General features: G+C 70.6%; 17 protein-coding genes. 10 read left to right on the forward strand and 7 right to left on the reverse strand.

Translation table 11 applies throughout. From position 1 onward, the window contains the following. The first annotated feature begins 34 nt into the window (after positions 1 to 34). Both LXN57_RS05180 and LXN57_RS05185 read left to right on the forward strand, forming a co-directional pair. Positions 35 to 475, forward strand: coding sequence for an ATP-binding protein (locus LXN57_RS05180; protein WP_251796964.1), 441 nt, complete (start codon positions 35 to 37; stop codon positions 473 to 475). Positions 476 to 528: 53 nt separating this feature from the next. Continuing rightward, complete coding sequence (locus LXN57_RS05185) at positions 529 to 1,449, forward strand: carbohydrate-binding protein (RefSeq protein ID WP_251796820.1); 921 nt, start codon at positions 529 to 531, stop codon at positions 1,447 to 1,449. Between the two features lie 9 nt (positions 1,450 to 1,458). Here LXN57_RS05185 and LXN57_RS47830 read toward each other — a convergent pair whose 3' ends face one another. Both LXN57_RS47830 and LXN57_RS05200 read right to left on the reverse strand, forming a co-directional pair. Next, complete coding sequence (locus tag LXN57_RS47830; RefSeq protein ID WP_285904593.1) at positions 1,459 to 2,700, reverse strand: chitosanase; 1,242 nt, start codon at positions 2,698 to 2,700, stop codon at positions 1,459 to 1,461. 55 nt (positions 2,701 to 2,755) lie between these two features. Then, positions 2,756 to 3,028 (reverse strand): hypothetical protein, encoded by a 273-nt coding sequence (locus LXN57_RS05200; protein WP_251796821.1) that lies wholly within the window; start codon positions 3,026 to 3,028, stop codon positions 2,756 to 2,758. A 93-nt stretch (positions 3,029 to 3,121) separates the two neighbouring features. On the opposite strand from LXN57_RS05200, the gene malQ reads away from it, so the two are divergent. From malQ to LXN57_RS05215, 3 genes are all read left to right on the forward strand, one after another. Beyond that, positions 3,122 to 5,077, forward strand: a complete 1,956-nt coding sequence (malQ, locus tag LXN57_RS05205; protein ID WP_251796822.1) for a 4-alpha-glucanotransferase — start codon at positions 3,122 to 3,124, stop codon at positions 5,075 to 5,077. Beyond that, positions 5,074 to 5,256, forward strand: a complete 183-nt coding sequence (locus LXN57_RS05210; RefSeq protein WP_251796823.1) for an antitoxin — start codon at positions 5,074 to 5,076, stop codon at positions 5,254 to 5,256. Before malQ ends, LXN57_RS05210 begins: the two co-directional genes overlap by 4 nt. 63 nt (positions 5,257 to 5,319) lie before the next feature. Next, positions 5,320 to 5,502: an antitoxin gene (locus LXN57_RS05215; RefSeq protein ID WP_221375727.1), complete on the forward strand. Its 183-nt coding sequence runs from the start codon at positions 5,320 to 5,322 to the stop codon at positions 5,500 to 5,502. A gap of 21 nt (positions 5,503 to 5,523) precedes the next feature. Here the strand turns inward: LXN57_RS05215 and LXN57_RS05220 are convergent, their stop codons facing one another. The 3 genes from LXN57_RS05220 to LXN57_RS05230 are packed head-to-tail and all read right to left on the reverse strand — an operon-like array spanning position 5,524 to position 8,603. Continuing rightward, complete coding sequence (locus tag LXN57_RS05220) at positions 5,524 to 5,910, reverse strand: hypothetical protein (RefSeq protein ID WP_251796824.1); 387 nt, start codon at positions 5,908 to 5,910, stop codon at positions 5,524 to 5,526. 42 nt (positions 5,911 to 5,952) lie between these two features. After that, positions 5,953 to 7,158, reverse strand: a complete 1,206-nt coding sequence (locus LXN57_RS05225) for a DUF1501 domain-containing protein (protein ID WP_251796825.1) — start codon at positions 7,156 to 7,158, stop codon at positions 5,953 to 5,955. A gap of 2 nt (positions 7,159 to 7,160) precedes the next feature. Then, positions 7,161 to 8,603: a DUF1800 domain-containing protein gene (locus tag LXN57_RS05230; RefSeq protein ID WP_251796826.1), complete on the reverse strand. Its 1,443-nt coding sequence runs from the start codon at positions 8,601 to 8,603 to the stop codon at positions 7,161 to 7,163. A 132-nt stretch (positions 8,604 to 8,735) separates the two neighbouring features. Between LXN57_RS05230 and LXN57_RS05235 the strand changes: the two genes are divergently transcribed. Together LXN57_RS05235 and LXN57_RS05240 are read left to right on the forward strand one after the other, a co-directional pair. Further along, positions 8,736 to 9,587 (forward strand): spermidine synthase, encoded by an 852-nt coding sequence (locus LXN57_RS05235; protein WP_251796827.1) that lies wholly within the window; start codon positions 8,736 to 8,738, stop codon positions 9,585 to 9,587. A gap of 162 nt (positions 9,588 to 9,749) precedes the next feature. Beyond that, complete coding sequence (locus LXN57_RS05240; RefSeq protein WP_251796828.1) at positions 9,750 to 11,417, forward strand: hypothetical protein; 1,668 nt, start codon at positions 9,750 to 9,752, stop codon at positions 11,415 to 11,417. Between the two features lie 224 nt (positions 11,418 to 11,641). Here the strand turns inward: LXN57_RS05240 and LXN57_RS05245 are convergent, their stop codons facing one another. Together LXN57_RS05245 and LXN57_RS05250 are read right to left on the reverse strand one after the other, a co-directional pair. Further along, positions 11,642 to 12,892 (reverse strand): TerC family protein, encoded by a 1,251-nt coding sequence (locus LXN57_RS05245; RefSeq protein WP_251796829.1) that lies wholly within the window; start codon positions 12,890 to 12,892, stop codon positions 11,642 to 11,644. A gap of 26 nt (positions 12,893 to 12,918) precedes the next feature. Next, complete coding sequence (locus LXN57_RS05250; RefSeq protein WP_251796830.1) at positions 12,919 to 13,677, reverse strand: pentapeptide repeat-containing protein; 759 nt, start codon at positions 13,675 to 13,677, stop codon at positions 12,919 to 12,921. Positions 13,678 to 13,853: 176 nt separating this feature from the next. Between LXN57_RS05250 and LXN57_RS05255 the strand changes: the two genes are divergently transcribed. From LXN57_RS05255 to LXN57_RS05265, 3 genes are all read left to right on the forward strand, one after another. Beyond that, positions 13,854 to 14,288: a hypothetical protein gene (locus tag LXN57_RS05255; protein ID WP_251796831.1), complete on the forward strand. Its 435-nt coding sequence runs from the start codon at positions 13,854 to 13,856 to the stop codon at positions 14,286 to 14,288. A gap of 78 nt (positions 14,289 to 14,366) precedes the next feature. After that, the gene (locus LXN57_RS05260) at positions 14,367 to 15,935 is read left to right on the forward strand and encodes a DUF5305 family protein (protein ID WP_251796832.1); all 1,569 of its coding nucleotides are present in this window, start codon (positions 14,367 to 14,369) and stop codon (positions 15,933 to 15,935) included. A 63-nt stretch (positions 15,936 to 15,998) separates the two neighbouring features. Continuing rightward, the gene (locus LXN57_RS05265) at positions 15,999 to 17,192 is read left to right on the forward strand and encodes a lamin tail domain-containing protein (RefSeq protein WP_251796833.1); all 1,194 of its coding nucleotides are present in this window, start codon (positions 15,999 to 16,001) and stop codon (positions 17,190 to 17,192) included. Positions 17,193 to 17,244: the final 52 nt, after the last annotated feature.

Here is a 17,244-nt window from a genome sequence, read left to right on the forward strand (position 1 = left end):
AATCCCACACGATCGGATCCACCGGTGGCCCGCCCTGCGGGAAGATCAGGCGTGGCCTACCGTCGGTGTCATCGGCACCAGGATTCTGCTCTCCGAGACCTTCGACCGGAACGCCATCACGGCGTTGCGGCACTCGGTCGCGTCCTGCGCCGGGGCCGCCGGCCTGACCGGTGACCGCCTCGACGACTTCGTGGTCGCGGTCAACGAGTTGCTGACCAACGCCGTGCGGCACGGCGGCGGGACGGGCCGGGTCGCGGTGTGGGCCGAGGACGGCGGCGTGGTGTGCGAGGTGAGCGATTCCGGCCGCGGGCTTCCGGCCGAGCGCCCCGAGCCGATGGTGCGGCCGCCGGCCAACACCCCGGGCGGCTGGGGGCTGTGGCTGGCCGAGGAACTGACCGACACGTTCGACATCGTCACCGGCGGCGACGGGACCACGGTCCGGGTCTCCAGCCGAACTTCCTTAAGCCAGCCTTAAGTCTGTCGACCGATCTTGCGAGATGGTCTCACTTTCGATGAAGGTCTCCTGCTGTGGAAGCACGTCACCGTTCGGGAACCTCGGGTTGGCTGATCCGTCCGCGTGCGCTGCTCGCGCTCGCGGTGGCGAGCGTCGGCCTGGTGGGCGCCATCGCCGTCACCGGGCAGGGTGACGTCGCCGTCGCGTCGGAACACCGGCCGGTCTTCGACGACGACTTCGGCGCCGGGCGCGGGACGGGCCTCGACCCGTCCAAGTGGCTGCTCGACGGCGACGCCCGCAACGGCGTCCAGGACGGTCAGGGCCGCCTGGTGGTCGACCGGCTGGTCAGCACGCGCAAGGCGTTCGCCGAGCCGTACGGGCACGCCGAGGCCCGGATCAAGGTGCGCCGCGCGGGTGGGCCGTGGCGGGCGTTCGGCGTCGTGGACAAGTACGGGCGGGTGCTGCGCGGCGACGTGGAGACGCTCGACGAGAACGCCGACCCGACCTCGGGCCGCGAGTTCCACACGTACGCGATCGACTGGTCCCCCACCGCGGTGGTGTGGTCGGTCGACGGGAAGGCCGCCCTCAAGCTGACGCCCGCGGAGTCCGGCCTGCCCATCGCGCTGGTGCTCAACCTGGCCACCGACGGCCGCCGCCCGGCGCGCATGGTCGTCGACTTCGTCAAGGTGACCGCGGGCCGCAAGCCGATGCCGCTGCCCACGACGCCGGCGCCGTCAGAGCCCGCGCCGCCCTCGAGCGAGCCCACGACCGCGCCGCCCACCACTGTGCCGCCCACGACCGCGCCGCCCACCACTGCACCGTCCACGAGCAAGCCGCCCACGAAGAAGCCCGCGGCGGCCTGGAAGACGTACACCGACTACAAGGCCGGCGACCTGGTGACCTACAAGGGTGTGACCTACAAGGTCAAGGAGGCGCACACCGCGCTGCCCGGCTGGGAGCCCTCCGCGCTGCCCAACCTCTTCGCGAAGGTGTGACGCACCGGGTCAGCCCGTCAGCCGGAACGAGTCTCCGTAGACCTGCCAGGTCAGCGGCGTGGTCAGGTCGAGGTTGCTGCGGCGCAGGAAGAGGCGCTGGGCCGTCTCGACCCGGCTGACATCGTTGTGGGCCGTCTCGGTGCGCATCTCGGCCACCCGGGCGTTGAGGAAGGCGTTCAGGTACGCGGGCTCGTCCCCGCCCTGGGCCGGGGTCTTCGCCGTACGCAGGGCCGCCGTTCGAATGGCCCGGAGCCCCGAGACGCCGTGCATCACCGCCGCATCGAAGTAGGCGAACTGACCCAGCGCCCGCAGGCCGTCGTCGCGCGCGATCCGTATGGACGGGTTGAAGTAGTACGCGTCCCGCGCGTCCTCCTGCACCTTCTGGAAGACCGGGTCCTTGGCCGCCGCGCGCCAGGCCGCCGGGAAGCCCGGGTCGAGCCCGGCATGCGAGTCGGAACCGTTCACCGCACGCAGCGCCGGCAGGTATTTCTGCAGCACATTGCCGGGCTTGCGTTTCGCGTACGCGGTGACGACGGCCAGCATGTCGGCCGTGCCCGAGGTGAAGCCGACGATGCCGCCGGTGTACCCGCGGCCGTCCCCGATGTCCTCGATGTAGCCGAACTGGCCGCGCCAGCCCAGCGTCGAGTTCTCGGCACTGGAGATCAGCGCCAGCGCGCGCTCCTTCTTGCCGCGGTCCTCCAAGCCGGAGGCCAGCGAGCCGGTGGCGGGCGCGGCGGCCGGCAGCGCCTGCGACGACGGGCCGAACGCGCGCACGTCGGCCAGCGCGTAGCCACCCGTCGTCCGGGCCCGCTGGGTGGCCAGCACCCGCAGGTAGCGGCCGGTGCCGCCCAACTGTTTGAGGTCGTCCGCGCCGCCGTTGCCGGCGCTGGTCGCGTACAGGCTGGTCCAATTCGAGCCGTCGGTCGAGGCCTGCACCCGGTACGTCTGGGCGTAGGCGCCCGACCACTGCAGGCGGACCCGGTCGATGCGCTTGACCGCGCCGAGGTCGATCCGCACCCACTGGGTTCCGGGCCCGGCCACGCTGGCCCACCGGGTGACCGTGCTGGCGTCGTTGGCGCGGGCGGCGACCTCGCCGCCGGCGACGGACGAGGCGACGGCCGGGCGGCCCCGGCTGATCATCACGGTGTTGTTGCCGGCGGCGGCCACCGAGATGGCGAGCGGGACGCAGAGCGTCATGCCCACGCCACCGGCCAGCGCGACCGCCCGGACGTTGTTGGCGCGGATCCGCATCCTTCAACGCTAGGTCGAGCCCGGCCATGATCGCCGGGCTTCGGCCGAACGAGCGTTATCGGGGGTCTCTGGGGTCCCTGGACTTCTTGCGGTTGCGGGATACCAGGACGAACGTCAGCACGATCGCGGCCACCACGAACAGGCAGCACAGGGCGCCGAACAGCCCGAAGACCCCGAAACCGCCACGCCGCCGGGACCGCGCCGCCTCGACCATCACGGTGTCGAGACCGCTGCTCGCGGCCCAGGCATGCGCCGGCACGACCAGCGTGAGCACCGCTCCGGTCACCACGGCGGCGATCCGGGACCACACCTTGCTTACGGAAGACATGCATTCCATCCTGACCGACTCTCGCAACAGGTTCTCCCACGACTACCCCTTATCAGGCAGGGTATGAGCAGCGCACCGACGAGAGGGGAACGGATGGACGCCGACCTGGCGGCACTGGCGACGGCACACGGGGTGGCCACCTGGTACGAGGACTGGCATCGCGAGCGCAAGGACGTCGCCGAGGAGTCGGTGGTGGGGGTCCTGGGCCTGCTCGGGGTCGACGCGACCACTCCGGAAGCCGTCGCCGACGGGCTCGTTGCGGTTCGCGAACGCGAGCGGCTGGGCCGGATGCCGGGCACGGTGGTGGTGCGTTCCGGGCAGTCGCGGGAACTGCCGGGACCGGCCACGATCGTTCTCGAGGACGGCACGGAGCTCCAGGGCGAGGAAGTGCCCGGCGACCTGCCGCTCGGCTGGCACACGCTGCACCTCGACGGCCAGCGGACAACCCTGATCGTGGTGCCCGGTGAGCTGCCCGAGCCGCCGCAGACCTGGGGCTGGATGCTTCAGCTGTACGCGCTGCACTCGCAGCGCTCGTGGGGCATGGGCGACCTCGGCGACCTGCGCGAGTTCCTCGGCAACTCGGGTGGCCCGGGCCTGGTGCTGCTCAACCCGCTGCACGCGATCACACCGACGCTGCCGGTGCCGGCCTCGCCCTACTCGCCGTCCAGCCGCCGGTTCGCCAACCCGCTCTATCTGCGGATCGCCGACACCGACGAGTACCGCCGGGCCGACCCGCCGCTGCGCGCGATGGTGGACGCGCTCAAGCCGGGGCCGACGGCCGACGGGCTGATCGACTACTCCGCGGTGTGGCAGGCCAAGCGGGCCGCGCTCGAGCTGCTGTGGCCGCTCGCGGGCGAGGTCGACCTCGAGAGCGACCCCGGCCTCACCGACTACGCCCGGTTCTGCGCGCTGGCCGAGCGGCACGGCGCCAACTGGCAGGAGTGGCCGGCGGAGCTGCGCCGGCCCGACTCGCCCGCGGTCCGCGAGTTCTCCAGCGACCGCGTCGCCTTCCACGCCTGGCTCCAGCGGTTGCTGAACGCCCAGCTGGAGGAGGCGAACGACGCCGCCCGGGCGAGCGGGATGCCGGTCGGCGTGGTCCACGACCTGGCGGTGGGCATCGACCCGGCCGGCGCCGACGGCTGGCTGCTGCAGGACGTGCTGGCCGCCGGTGTGCACGCGGGCGCTCCGCCGGACGCGTTCAACCAGCTCGGCCAGGACTGGGGACTGGCCGCCTGGCGGCCGGACAGGCTGATCGAGACCGGGTACGCGGCCTACCGCGACATGCTCCAGCGGATCTTCCGGCACGCCGGCGGCCTGCGCGTCGACCACGTCGCCGGGCTGTGGCGGCTGTGGTGGGTGCCGCCGGGCATGGGACCGGCCGAGGGGACGTACGTGCACTACGACCCCGAGGCGATGCTCGGCATCCTGGCCCTCGAGGCGCAGCGGGCCGGGGCCGTCGTGATCGGCGAAGACCTGGGCACCGTGCTGCCCGAGATGACCGAGGGCCTGGAACAGCGCAACATGCTGGGCTCGGCGGTGCTCTGGTTCACCCGCGACTGGGACGACCCGGACGACGTCTTCTATCCGCCCGCGCAGTACAAGCGGAACGCGCTGGCCTCGATCTCGACGCACGACCTGCCGACGGCGCAAGGCTTTCTCACCGGCGAGCAGGTGCGGGTGCGGGCCGAGCTGGGTCAGCTGGCCGGGCCGGTCGAACAGGAGCAGCGTAACGCCGAGCGCGACCGCGACCAGCTGCTGGCGGCGCTGCGTGCCGAGGGGCTGATCAGCAAGGACAGCACGGACGAGGAGATCATCCTGGCCATGCACGAGTTTCTCGCCCGTACGCCGTGCCGTTTCGTGACAGCCTCGCTGTATGACGTGTTGGGGGAGCTCGCGCAGCCCAACCTTCCCGGCACTATGGACGAGTACCCGAACTGGCGGATGCCGTTGACCGCCGGTCTCGAGGAGATAGCGAAGGATCCGCGCGTCCACGCGGTCGCCGCGATTCTCAGCCGACGAGGACGAACCCAGCGAAAGGCACACCGATGAGCTTGTTCGACAAGGCCAAGGACTTCCTGGACAAGCACGACGACAAGGTCGACCAGGCGCTCGACAAGATCGGCGACGAGGCCGACAAGCGCACCGGCCACAAGCACACCGCGCACATCGACAAGGCGGTCGACGAGGCGCAGAAGCGCACCGGCCAGGGGGACACCACCGGCCGCTGACGTTTCCGACGGCCTCGACCGGGCACCCCTACCTCGTATCCCTGGCAAGCGAAGGAGCATGAGATGGGTTTCATGGACAAGGCCAAGGACTTCGCCGACAAGCACGACGAGCAGGTCGACCAGGGCATCGAGAAGGCGGGCGATCAGGTCGACCAGCGCACCGGCGACAAGTACGACTCGCAGGTCGACAAGGCGCAGGACGCCGCTCAGCAGCGCACCGGCACCGGCGACACGCAGCAGCAGTAAGCGCGGACGACGACCCGCCGCTCAGCTCGCGAGGGGCGGGGGCGGCGGGTCGTCGTCGACCGCGAACAACATCGGGTGCAGCGGCATGTAGGCGTCGCGCTGCTTGCACAGCATCGGCGGCAGCAGCGAGGAACGGTGCTCCGGGTGCTCGGCGCAGTGCCGGGTGGCCCGGTTGATCGCGTCGGAGTGGTGCCGGCCGCCGCCGTACTCACCGCAGTTCGCGCAGTCCCACCGCCAGAAGGCCGGGCCGTCCTCGGACGGGAACCGCCGGATCTTCAGCGGCGGGCCGGCCTCCTCCTGAGCCGCGGCCAGGATCGCGGGCATTTCGCCTGCGGCCGGGGGAACCGGGGGAACAGGTGGACGCTTCTGGTCGCCGATGATGTGCGCCAATACGTTGCTCGTAGACACCCGATCAGTGTCGAGCGATAACCTCCGTCAAATGTGACGTTTTTACCGAAATAGCCCCAACGAGGCCGGTCGGACACCCGGGAAGACCGCCGTGGTGTCGGTCATCCCGCACCGCGTACGCAGGGCGTCGCCGATCACCGAGCGGTAGTCCGTGGTGACCGCAAGATCGCCGCCGACCAGCTTGGCCGCCGCCAGCCCGGGCCAGCGGCCGTGCACCCGGCCGCCGTTGACATGCCCGCCGAGCAGGAACATCGCGTTGCCGTAACCGTGGTCGAGCCCGCCCGAGCCGTTCTCGGCCACCCGCCGTCCGAACTCGCTGACCGTGACCAGGGTGACCCGGTCCAGGCCGTCCGGCCCGAGATCGGTGGCGAACGCGGCCAGCGCCGCCGCGAGATCGGCCAGCTGCCCGGGCATCCGCCGATTCAGGTTCTCGTGCATGTCCCAGTCGCCGACGTCGACCGTGGCCGTGGTCAGCCCGACCTCAGCCTTGATCAACCGGGCTACGTCGCGCAGCGCCCGGCCCAGCTCGGTGTCCGGGTAGGACGCGCCGTGGGCCGGCGTGTAACCGTTCGCCTGCACGGTCCGGGCCGTGTCGAGCGCGCCGAGCAGTTGCGTCGCGGCGCCGCCCAGGGCCGCGGGCGCGTCCGCCCACAACGCCGCCATCGTGGCCGCGATCGGCTTGGTGTCGGCCTCGCCGTTCAGCACGAACGCGTCCACCGAGCTCAGTCCGACGTTCGGGACCGGGCCGTCCAATACCCGGGCCGGGCGCGCCGAGCCGACCGAGACCGCGCCGAACGGGTCGGTGACGCCCAGCCCGCCGGCCATCCGGTCGAGCCAGCCCGTACGCGTCGACGTGCCGGGAGCGGCCCGCTCCAGCTCCTCCATCGCCGCGAAGTGGGAGCGGTTGGGCGCCGGCTGGCCCACCGCCTGCACGGCGCCGAGCCGGCCCGACTTCCAGAACGGCAGCAACGGGGCGAGCGCGGGGTGCAGCCCCCAGAACCGGTCGCCGCCGATCAGCTTCGACCGGGGCACGGCGGTGCCGGGCCGGGCCCGGTAGTACGCGGGATCGCCGGCCGGCACCACGGCGGACAGCCCGTCGAAGCCGCCGCGCAGCGAGAGCAGCACGAAGACGTCGCCGCCGGGGCTGTTGCCGGCGGCGAAGGCGAGCTTGGTCGAGAGCATGGCGCCGGTCAGCCCGGCCAGTGCGCCGCCGACCAGCGTCCGTCGCTTGCATTCGCAGTTCAGCATCGTCACCTCAGCGCGAACGAGGGCGAGTTCAAGAGCATCGCCATCAGGTAGGGGAACTTCCAGCCGACGGCCGGGTCGGAGGACTTCAGTGGCGAGGCCGCCGTCTTGCCGAAGAACCGGGCCAGCGCCTCCACCGACGAGCGCGGCAGGGTGCCGCCGATCAGCCGGGTCGACACCGCGTCGATCAGCGCGCCGTGCGTGGCCGGCAGCGGGCCGCCCACGAACTCCCGCAACGGCGATTCCGGCCGGACGAGGGAGGCCGGCCACCAGCCCGCGGCCAGGCTCAGATGCAGGTTCCACCGCACCAGCAGCCCGGACGACGACGCCCACGCGCTCGCCACGTCCGGGTAGCCGTTGGGCGGGGCCCAGCCCAGCGGCGCCTGCCCGGCGTTGCGGCACATCGAATAGAGGCTCTCGATCGCCTTCGTGCCGCTCGGCTCGGGCCGCAAATTCAGGGTGCGCACGGTCGCCACGACGTCCTCGAACGGCGTCCGCGTCTTGGCCCCGATCGACGCCGCGAACTCGGGCGACGTGAACAGGGCCCGCAGCACCGGCACGATCGCCGACCGGTTGTCCAGATAGACCTTGACCAGCCGGGTGATCAGGCTCGTGGGCGGCTGATCGGCGACGAACCGGACGCAGAGCTTGGTCACGATGCGGCGCGCGGTCGCGGTGTGCAGGGCCAGGTAGTCGAGCAGCGCGAGGGCGGCCTTCTCGCCCCCGGCGGCGGTCGCGTTGGCGTGGCGGAAGCCGAGCACCCGCACGGCGCCCACCGAGTGCTTCCGGGCGTCGTACACGTAGAAGTTGGTCTCGTTGCTGACCGTCATCCCGGTCAGCAGGCGAGCGGCGTTCCTGACGTCCGCCTCGGTGTAGGTGAGGCCGACCGTATGCAGTTCGAGCAGCTCACGGCCGTAGTTCTCGTTGGGCGCGGCCTTGGTCGACCAGCGGTTGTCCAGATACGTCAGCATCGCCGGGTGCTTCGCCGAGGCCTTGAGGAGGTCGGCGAAGCGGCCCAGGGCGTGCCGCCGGATCACGTTGTGGTCGTAGTCGGTGCGGGTCGGCCAGACGTCGCCGGTCGGGCAGGTGACGTTGAGGTGGTTCGACCAGAAGTCGGCCATCACCTCGAACAGCTGCCGCTCGCTCCAGACGGCCCGGGCCACCGCGGCTTGGCCGAGCTGCCACATCGGCCGCCAGTCGTACTTCTTCAGCCGGCCGGCGGCCATCTGCTGCCGCAGACCCGAGATGGAGAGCCGGGCGAACGGGAACCGGCGCATCAGGTCGTCGCCGACCGGGTCGGGGATCGAGGCGGGCCTGAGCTGGCGGTCGAGCCAGGCGGTCGAGCCCAGTCGCCGGATCTCGGCCACCGAGGCCGGCGAGGGCCCGAAGGTCGCCCGGCGCAGCAGGTGCAACAGCGGGTCGGCGGGCGAAAGGTCAGACGCGGTCACACCGTACGACGTCGGCCGGTGCGCCGAACTCCGTCGTGGATCGGCGGCGATGCTCCCCGATCGCACCCAGGGGCGCTTTTCGCCGCCCTTGTTGCTGCGGGGAGACTTCTTGCTGCCGGGGATAATGGGTGCGTGGCCCAGCGTAAAAGATCGGAACGACAGGTCGAGACGGTGGCCTCCGGGGTGGCCGAACTGCTGCCCGACCCCGACCGCGACACCGCGTACACCCTGCTGCTCGACGGCGCCCCGCAGTCCCACGTCGACCTGGCCGACCCCGCCCACCTGCAATTCGAGTACGTACGCCGGATGGCGGCCGCGATCGACCTGCTGGCTCCGCCCGGGCAGCCCCTGCGCGCGCTGCACCTGGGCGGCGGCGCGCTGACCATCCCCCGCTACCTCGCCACCACCCGGCCCGGCTCGGCCCAGCGCGTGGTCGAGATCGACGGCCCGCTGGTCGAGTTCGTGCGGCGGACCCTGCCGCTTCCCGCCAAGGCCAACATCCGCGTACGGGTGGGGGACGCGCGAGCCGCGGTCGAGGGCATGCGCGACGCCGGCTACGACCTGATCGTGCTGGACGTCTTCGCCGGCGCCCGCACCCCGGCCCATCTGACCTCGGTCGAGTTTGCCCGGGAGCTGGCCCGGGTGCTCGACCCGGGCGGTCACCTGGTTGTCAACATCACCGACGGTCCTCCGCTGCGGCACGCCCGGGCCCAGGTCGCCACGATCCGGGCCGCGCTGCCCGAGGCCTGCCTGATCGCCGACGCGTCCGTGCTGCGCGGCCGCCGCTTCGGCAACCTCGTGGTCATCGCCGGTCACACCCAGCCGCCGGTGGCCGGGCTGGCCCGCCGGGCGGCCGGCGACTGGTTCCCCGGCCGGCTCGAGACCGACCTCGACCGCTTCGCCGGCGGGGCCGCACCCGTCACAGACAGTGTTGCGGTGGCCTCACCGCCTCCACCTGCGGCGCTGTTCGGTAACCGTACGTAACACTTCTTCCCCCAAAGAGGCAAGGATTTCCGGCCTGTCGTGTTGCCGTCAGGAAATCTCGTGTGATTCGCGCTTGCCGACTTGTTTGGGAACCCTCCCACGGTTGTAATCGGTAGGCCGCGTGTGCCCTGGGGCGCGGCGCGTACTGGGGGAGAGACGCGCATGTCCGAGCATTACTACGTGGGCGACGCGGCCTCAGCCGCGCCGCAGATCGTGCTGGACGCCGACGAGCGGGTGCTCTGGAGCGGCCGCTGCGCCGTGGCCGAGTACGCCTTCGACGAGCCCGCCTCGCTCCCCCGGTGGACTCTGCCCGAAGAGACCGCGGTCGTCATCAGCGACCAGCGCGTCCTCTACCTCGGCCCGGGCGCCGCCGACTCCGGCGAGCTGCGCTGGCCGTGGCCGCAGCACCTGCGTGTGCAGCCCGGCAGCCGCGACACCGGCCGGCAGGCCACCGTCACCCAGATCCAGCTCGTCTGCGCCGGCCCCAACGGCACCTTCCCGGCGCTGGTGTTCGCCGGGGGCGACCTCACCACCGTCCGCGACGCCGACCGGGTGGCCAACCTGCTGCGCCAGGCGATCGCGCGCTACCGGGTCGAGCACGCGAGCGAGCTCGGCATCGCGCCCCCACAGGTCCGCATGCTGTCCCGGCTCGTGATCGGCCCCGAGTTCAACAACTTCCAGGGCGGCGAGGGCCAGACGGTCTCCCTGATCGGCGCCGTCTCGGTCGAGACGCACGCGACACCGTCCCACGCCGTACCCGCACCCGTGCACTCGTCGCCCGAGCCCACCACGCCCGCCCACCCGGTGCCCGAATCCGCCTCAGCCGCGTACACGTCGCCCGGCTCCGATGCACCGGCCTACGTGTCGCCCGAGCCCGCTTCGCCGGCCTACACGTCGCCCGGGTCCGCTTCGCCAGCCTTTGTGTCGCCGGTATCCGCTTCGCCGGCCCACGGGTCACCCGGGTCCGCTTCGCCGGCTTACGTGTCACCCGGTTCCGCTTCGCCGGCCTACGTGTCACCCGTGCACTCGGAGCCCGGTCCCTCGTCGCCCGTGCACGCCGAGGCCGCTCCGGGCTACGCGCCGATCGCACCGGTCGTCGCCCCGCAGTCGCCCGTCGCCGACCCGGCAGCGTCCGCGGTCTCCCCAGCTTGGGGAAGTTCCTCGCCGGCTCGCGACAGCGCGCCGCAGGCCGCCATCCCTTCAGCGTGGCGAAGCTCCTCGCCGGCTGCGGCCACTCCCTCCGCGCGCGAGATCTCGTCGCTGCCCACCACTTCCGCCTGGCCCGGTTCGTCGCCGACCAATACTTCGGGCAACACCGCGCCGGTCATTGGCGCTGCTGCTCCGGGGCGCGACGGCACCGCGCCGGCCACGGCCGCTGAGTCGGCGTGGGGCGCTCCCTCGCCCGAGCCCGAGGGCCGGTCCTACGAGCGCACGGCCCGCCTCCCGGTAACGCCACAGCGCGAGGCGTGGTCGGCTCGCCCGGCCGAGTCCACCGCCCTGCACGGCCATCCCGACCTCGACGCGCGGGCGGCCGATCTGGCGGCCCGCGTGGCCAGCCTGGTCGCCGGCGGCGACGTCCCGCTCGGCGGCGCCCCGCGGCCCGAGCCGGAAAACCAGACCAATCTCTCGGCCTACCTCGACGTCCCGCCGCCCGCCGCTCCCCGGCCGCGCGAGGCCGCCGACGACAGCGACGAGACCAGCGGCCGGGCCGAATCGGTCCGCCGCACCGCCGCCCGGTTCGCCGGCAACGCGGCCCGCGGGCGCGGCAACGCCCCGCGGCTCGACGGCGAAGTGGGCAGCAGCGGGCGGGGCAGCCACCGCCAGGGCTGAGATAGACCGGGCCGTCTCGGGGCGGCCCGGTCTTCCGCTGTTCCCCACCCGGCGCTCAACCAGGCGTCCCAGCTGGCGCTGCCTTCATGCTTCCGCTCGGCCCAGCGCCGCCCCCACGCAGACTGTTAGACCCAGCGCCCCCCACGCTGACGGCTGGGCCCGGCCTGGCGCCGCCTGGGCGTCCGCGGCTCGGCGTTTCCCTGAGCCACCGCGACGCGGCCGGCCTACTGCTCGGCGCTCTTCAGGGGAGTCTTGGTCTCCAGCGGGCCACCGGCGGGGACGAAGCAGCTGCCGTTGGCGACCCGCTCGTCGTGCAGGCGGTGCGCGCGGCCCAGCAGCTCCATCAGCTCGTCCTCGGCCCGGATCCGCGCCCGGTACTTCTCGGGCAGGCTCTTCAGGCGCGCCTCCCCGTCCAGGAGGCGGTGGAAAATCTCGTCGCAGTAGGCCGGGTCGGTCTCGATGTCGAGGAACTCGTTCGCGTGCCGGCGGGCCGCCGCGACGTAGGTCTGGGCCCGGCCCTTGGGGCTGAGCAGCGACGCCACCACGGTCACGACCAGGATGCCGATGATCAGCGAGAGCGACAGCGCGGTGGAGATCTCGACGACGTGGATCGACTCGCCGTTGTTGATGAACGGCACGTTGTTCTCGTGCATGGCGTGCAGGATCAGCTTCACGCCGATCAGGGCCAGGATCGCGGCCAGGCCGTACGAGAGGTAGACCAGCCGGTCGAGCAGGCCGTCGATCAAGAAGTAGAGCTGACGCAGGCCGAGCAGCGAGAACGCGGTCGCCGTGAAGACCAGGTAGACGTTCTGGGTGAGGCCGAAGATGGCCGGGATCGAGTCGAGCGCGAACAGGATGTCGGTGCCGCCGATCGCCACCATGACCAGCAGCATCGGGGTGAGCACGCGGCGCCCGTCCTCGTACGTGACCAGCTTGTCGCCGTCGTAGTGGTCGGACGTGCGCAACACTCGGCGGGCCAGCCGGATCACGATGTTGTCGGGCGGCGTGTCGTCGCCGTGCTGCTCGCGCAGCAGGTTGCCCGCCGTGATCAGCAGGATGAGGCCGAACAGGTAGAACACCCAGGCGAACGAGTTGATCAGCGCCGAGCCGAGGAAGATGAAGCCCGTACGGGCGAGCAGTGAGACGACGATGCCGACGAGCAGCACCTTCTGCTGGTCGGCCCGCGGCACCTTGAAGCTCGAGAAGAGCAGCAGGAAGACGAAGAGGTTGTCGACCGACAGCGCCTTCTCGGTGACGTAGCCCGCGAAGTACTCCGCGCCCATGTCGCTGCCGCCGAAGATCCACACCCCGACGCCGAAGAGCACGGCGATCGACACGTAGACCACCGTCCATCGGGTGGCCTCACGGAGCGACGGGATATGCGCCTTGCGTACGTGGAAGAAGAAGTCGTACAGCAACAAACCGATGATGCCGAGAACAGTCAGCAGCCACACCACACCCGACACATCCTGCATCAGGCCATCCTAGGGCTCACGTGTTTCTACCCGCTCGATGTGACCGCCGCGCGACGTTGCGATCGGGTGAGGAAGAGCACTCCGGTCAGGTCCGCCCCGCGCAGGTCGGCGCCCCGCAGGTCGGCACCGGTGAAGTCGGCCCGGCGCAGGTCGGCGTCACGCAGGTCCGCTCCGATCAGCAGCGCGCCCCGAAAGCTCGCCCCGCGCAGATCGGCGCCCCGCATCTTGCGCCCGATCAACTGGGCGCCGCGATGGTCCTGGCGCCCCTTGATCGAGGCTCGGGCCAGTTCGCTCGCCCGCTGCAGCAGCGGATTGACCCGCCGGCGCTGAGCATCGACGTCGAGGGCGCGAAGGTCCGCCGCAGACCCGGCGGCGAGGTGGTCGATCCGGGCGAGAGCGTCCCGCAGCTTCCCGTGTACGGGCTGAGCCTCGGGCAACGTCAGGGCCTCACGCACGAGCCACATCAGTTCGTGCAGCTGCCGCATGACCGGCAGGCTCGCGAACATGTCGCCGGCGATCCGCGGTTGCTCCCGCCACGTACGGCCGCCGAACGTCTCCTGGGTGAGCCGCTGCCCCGCCCCGAAGCAGTCGAAGACGACGCACCCGTGAAAGCCGCTCTGATCGAGCCGCTCATGGATCGTGCAGCCGAAGTCCCCGCCGAGGTTGCGGCACGGCGTACCGGCCGCCTTGTTGATCGCGAAGTCCGAGCTCTTCGCAAAGGCCGGGGCGACGCAGCAGAGCGCGGCGCAGCGCGAGCAGTCGGCGTGGAGTTCTCGTTCAGGCATTTCCCCCACTGTCCCAGACCGTACTGGGCGGGCCTGTGAGGCCCCCGGAGCCGCCGAGCCCGTCGAGCGCGGAGTGACGAAGTTCGCACCCTTTCTGCACTCCACTGCAGGTGCTCCGGGGCCGATTCAACAAGTGTCCAAGAACGCTAACGGGGGGAACGAACTCTATGCGCAACATGCTTCAGCTTGTCGGTGGCATCGCAGTGGCCGGCGCCGTAGCAGCCGGCACGACAGCCTTCACCGCGGCCGGCTTCACCAACACCATCGGTTCGCCGGTGGTCGTCGGTGGCTCACTGTCGCCGAGCATCGTCGGAGCGTCGTTGGAGGGCTTGACCTTCGACTACAACCCCAACAGCAGCGAAGTGATCGGAATGACGGTGCGCATGCTGGGGAGCGGCGGCACGCTGCCTGTGGGCTCTCGCGTCACGGTTGCCTCGGTCGGCACGAAGTCCGCCCCCAATGAGTTCTACTGCGACCCCTCGGTCGCTGACACGGGTTCCGGCTTCCAGAAGGCCGTCTGTGTCTTCGGAACCGACGCAAGCACTCAAGCCGGGAACATCACGGCCATGAGTTCCCTCACCCTGACCGTCCAGGGGCCCGCCACCGTCTAATCTCGGACAAATAGGGCTGGCTCCACCGGCCCTCGCCCGGTGGGAGCCACCGCAGCCGTGCCGCCCAAGCGCCTAGCCATGGCCGCCATCCTCGTGATGGCGGCCATCGGCGCCTGGGCGATCAGCACCGGCCGGGTCTCCTACGTCATCACACACGGCGTCAGCATGAATCCGGTCTACTACCAGGACGACCTGGTGGTCATCTTGAAAGCCGATTCGTACCGGGTGGGGCAGATCGCCGCTTATCCTGGCTCTGGCGCTGATCTCGAGGTGCTGCACCGCATCATCGGCGGCAGCGCGTCCTCGGGATTCGTTTTCCAAGGCGACAACAACACCTCTGTCGACGCCGAGCGGCCGACCGCCGATCAGCTGCTCGGCCGCGCCGTCCTGCACGTCCCGAAGGGCGGCGTCTGGCTGAAGCCGCTGCTGAGCCCGACCGGCCTAGGGATGATCGGTTTTTTGTTCGTCGGCGGTGGGGCGACCGCGACAGTGACGCGCCGGCAGATTCCGAGGGGCCGGCGGAAGAAGAAAGTGAAGGCCATGTCGCGCCAAGGCGGCTCGTGGGCTCAGGCAGCCGAGGTCGTACGGACCTTCGAACGCATGCCTGCCCCCGCGCGCGCCCTGGCCGCAGTGGTCGCCGCCCTCATCGGCCTGGCCCTGGGCCTCGCGCTCGTCGGCTGGACGAAGCCGATCACCGAGACGGTCACCGCGGCCGCCGGCGCGAGCCAGTCGACGACGTTCTCCTACACGACCACGGTTCCGAGGTCGGCCGCCTACGACGGCACCACGGTGAACTCGCCCGACCCGGTCTTCCGGCGGCTCGTGAACACGGTCGACCTGAAAGCCGCGTACGCGGGACCCGGTGGCACCTTCGACCTCACGGCGGAGCTCACCAACGGCACAGGCTGGCATTCGACCATCACCCTGCTCCCGCCGCAGAATTTCCCGGGCCCCACGCACGAGGCCACGGCGAAGCTGAACCTGCGGTCGCTGAGCAACCGCGCCGACGCGGCAGCACGGGCGATCGGCGTCCAGGCCGGCAACCCGGTCACGATCGCCGTGCGCGCCAGGGTCACGTCCGAGGGCATCGCCCCGTTCACGTCGACGACCCAGCTACAGCTCAACGAGGTGCAACTGGGCCTGGCCCAGGGCAGTTCGCTCAGCGGATCGTCCGGCGCCACTCCCGTCACAACAGTAAAGCCTCGCGAAATTGCCGTCTTCGGACACAAAGTCATGAATGCGGGCACCGCACGCTCGTACGCGATTCTGGTGTTTCTCGTCGCGGCCTTAGGTGCGGTCGGTATCACATTTTTCATCCGCCGAAGCGCGCCATTACGGACACGGGCGGAGATTGAACGACGCCATCCGCAACTGCTGGTGCACGTCGAGCCGATGTCAAGCCCTCCGGGCAAGCCCGTGGTCAACGTCGACAACTTCCCCGCGCTGGTCAAGCTGGCTGAGCGATATGGCCAGATGATCCTCACCTGGCGCCGCCCGGACGCCGATGATTTCATTGTCCGTGACGAGGGAATCACGTACCGCTACCGCATTTCTCTTGATCAACCAGCGCTCGAAAATATCGACGGCATAAATCGGCCGAACAGTGCCGGCAGCCATCGCCGTAAGGCGACGTCGCCGGTGCCCTGACGGTGTCCGGAATTGTCCGACCGGGCCATCCTGAGGTAGTCCATGGTCACTACACTGCTGCGAATGATCTCCAGGCTCGTGACCAAGGCCGTCGTCATCGGGGTCGCGGCGACCTTCGCCATCGCCGCCCCCGCTTCGGCTGCCGCCAAACCCACCCTCAAAGGTCCGGAACAGGTCGAGGGTTACAGCCAGTTCGAAATGACCGGCACCGCCGACCCTCTCTCGACCGTTGAGCTGTGGGAAACGGCGATCGGCTGGAACGACATGAAGCCGGCCGAGGACTGGGAAGGCGGTGGCGGCACCGTCAAGGCGACCGCCGACGCCTCCGGCAAGTTCACCATCAACCGCTGGCTCGACTCCGGCTTCTTCTTCGAGGTTCACCAGGGCGACCAGGTTTCCAACAAGATCACCGTGTACAGCAAGCTCAAGGTCAAATTCTGGATCACCGACTCGAGCACGACCACCGCCGGCCGGTTCACCGTGAACGGCGACGCGCTTCCGGCTCAGCCCGGCCTGCCGGTGACCATCGAGCGGAAGACCGGCAGCACCTGGACGACGGTGACGACCACCGAGACCGCCGGCGCAACCGCCTCCTTCAGCAAGGCCGTGACCGGCCAGCCGGGCGGCAACCAGACCTACCGGGCAGTCTTCAGCGGAGACACCACCCAGGGTGTGCGCGGCACCACCTCGGGCGAAGTGACCATCTGGACGCCGGGTGGCACCACCACCACCCCGCCCACGACGACCCCGCCCACGACGACCCCGCCCACGACGAAGCCGCCGACGACCACCCCGCCGACGACCAAGCCGCCGACCACGACGCCGCCGGTCACCAAGCCGCCGACAACGCCGCCGACGACCAAGCCGCCGACAACGGTCACGCCGCCGATCCAGTTCACCCGGATCCAGGCCGACCCGCCGGGCACCGACTCGGGCAGCAACGGCAGCCTGCTCAACGAGTACTTCAAGATCACGAACATGACGAAGAAGGCCATCAACATCAACGGCTGGACCGTCCGGGACGGCAAGGGCATCGTCTACCGGTTCCCGAACATCAACATCAACGTCGGCCAGTCCTACCTGGTGCGCACGGGCAAGGGCAAGGACAACGGCTCGTTCCGGCACTGGGGCCGCGCCGGCAAGGCGGGCTACGTCTGGGACAACCTGGGCGACATCGCCTACCTGCGCAACCCGGCCGGCGGCAACGTCGACATCTGCAAGTGGACCAAGCTGGGCCCCGGCTACACCAACTGCTGACCGGTTCCCGAGCGCGCTCTCACCTGAGGCCCGGTCTCCCCTTTCGGGAGGC

It is taken from the genome of Paractinoplanes hotanensis (genome assembly GCF_023717965.1).
Taxonomy (GTDB): domain Bacteria; phylum Actinomycetota; class Actinomycetes; order Mycobacteriales; family Micromonosporaceae; genus Actinoplanes; species Actinoplanes polyasparticus.